Source organism: Synechococcus sp. R3-13, from assembly GCF_047462195.1.
In the GTDB taxonomy this organism is placed as follows: domain Bacteria; phylum Cyanobacteriota; class Cyanobacteriia; order Thermostichales; family Thermostichaceae; genus Thermostichus.
Genome location: NZ_JANSIO010000183.1, coordinates 1 through 2229, shown reverse-complemented (window position 1 = coordinate 2229; position 2229 = coordinate 1). Strand labels below are relative to the sequence as shown.

At 61.7% G+C, this 2229-nt stretch carries 1 protein-coding gene; it reads right to left on the bottom strand.

Annotated elements, in window-relative coordinates:
• Positions 1-173 precede the first annotated feature (173 nt).
• Positions 174-2229: polysaccharide deacetylase family protein (locus NW856_RS05505; protein ID WP_414399452.1), on the bottom strand; the 2056-nt coding region annotated here is incomplete at its 5' end.

Sequence of the window (2229 nt, the reverse complement as noted above, 5' to 3'; positions counted from 1 at the left end):
CGCCCCAGGGTTCTCGGCCCCCCCTTCAGCAGCAGATGTCATGACCTCCCTCAGCACACCTCTCCTAAGCACCACCGGCAGGGTAAACAGCAAACTTAGCCCCCAGGGCTAGAGGCAAGCCGGACTTCTTCGGCCAGGATAGACCCTCTGTTGCGGAATGGCTGTATCGCAGATTACCGACTTAACCCGGAGGTCGGGCTGGGAGCACCGGTGTGGGGTTGGACAGAAGCGCTGGGCAGCAGCTTACGCTCCGGCTTGCGCTCTAGGAGCAAGGCTGACCGTTCCAAGCGCGTATCCACCAGTACCGAGGGAGAGGCCAAGTTAACGCGCTCCAGCAGACGCCGCAGCAGTTGAGCATCGATGATGTCCACCCCTTGGCGGGCTGTCGCCGTTCCGGCCACCAGGGGGGTAGGGGTGGCTGGAAGGGGGGATCCCATCTCACTGCGCTCAGGTGCAGCCAGCACCAATTCCGCCATTGCCTGGGCCAGCTCTTGACCATACACCCCATCAGGGCCCGAAGGGAGTAGATCCAGCCGTCCCTGCTGAGTGGCCAGGTGGCTCAACCCCAGTTGCACCGCCACCACCGCCGCCCCCCGATCCCCCCGCCTCAACGTGCGTTGGCCGGCCAGAATGCTCTTGAGTTGGGCTTTGGCCGCCTCTTGCTCGCTAGCTGGCAAAAGTTGCACTAGCCCCTCCAGCTGATCTCCCTCAGAGCCAGCCTTGGCCTCGGGATGGGGATCCTCCCGCCAAAGGCGAGTCAGGTCGTAGAGCAAGATGGCATGGGGCACAGGACGGCTGGGCTGGTTGGGACCGGCATGGCCGGTGGCGAGGATCTCCCCTTGGTAGACCAGGGAGGTGCTAAAGCCAGAGTCCAGCAGCACGGCTTCCCGGATCCCGGTTTTGGGCAGCAGACTGGCCAGGATGGCGGCGTTGACGTGGGTTTTGGTAACTCCGATCACCACCCGCTCCTGGTCATCTACCCCAAAGAAAGCTCTGGGGCGAAACTCAGCAGCGCTGGCAAGGCGGAACGAGTTGATCTCCGCCGGAGAGAGGGCATGGCCATCCTTAACCAGCCATAGACCGGCCACAAACAGATCCGTGACATCCGGCATCAACTGGCGGATGTTCTCCAAGTGGGTCATGGTGTCGGGATCAAAGGGCACAAAGCGGAGGCGATCCCTGCCCAGCAGCACCAGCGGCCGGCCGCGGATTGCCTGGTCATCTTCGGGACGACCGGGGATGAAGGTCTTGTGGTTGGCAGCCATCGCCGGCCCCACCATGACGTTGCTGGCGGAGTTGATCCAGGGGATGGAGAAGAAGCTGCCGTTAATGCCAGCATCGGCCTGGTAGCGCTGGACCAACGTCCTGACTTCGTAGCGCCGTTCTGCGTGCACTGTGGCTGCCCGTCCGCCGCGGATGGTGAGCACCCGCACCCCGTCAATGATCTCGTCGGTCAGAGCCAGAGGCTGCGTCACATCCAGCCAGTAGTCGAGGCTGCGGCTGAGGCTAAAGGTGCGGGCGCCAAGAATGGCCTCGGTGAGGCGAAACTGGTTAAAGCGTCGCACCTCCAGCAAGTTGGGCGATTGTCCTGTAAAACCGGGATCCATCGTAAAAGACATCCGGTAACCGGCATCGGCCAGGTATTGCTTCACCCGCTCGTCCCGGTTGCCTTCGGGATAGGCAAAGTAGTGGATGGGGTGGCCCAGCTCCTGCTCCAGCTTGGTCTTGCAGTCGAACACTTCCCGCCGCAGACGGGCATCGTCTAGCACCCGCAGGTCAGGAGGATGGTTGACGGTATGGGCGGCAAAGTCAATCAGCCCGCTGGCATCCATCTCCCGCATCTGATCCCAGGTGAAGTGATCCTTGCTGGTGGGCACGCCGACAAACCCGGTTTGCACAAAGTAGGTGGCGGGGTAGTTGTACTCCTTCAAAAGGGGGTAGGCGTTCTCGTACAGGCCCAGGTAGGCGTCGTCAAAAGTGAGCAAAATGGCTTTTTCGGGCAAGGGATCCCCGTCCCGCAGGTGTTTGTACAGTTGGTCGATGTGGATGGGGGTCAACCCCGCCTGCTTAATGGCCTCAAAGTGTTGCCGCAGCTCCGCCGCCGTAGTGTCGAACCAGACCTGCTTGCGGCCAGCCACCACATCGTGATACATGATGGCGGGCACATAAGAAAGGCTGGCCAAGGGATCCAAAGCAAAGGGATCCCGCTCCAGTTGGGTCTCTAAGGAG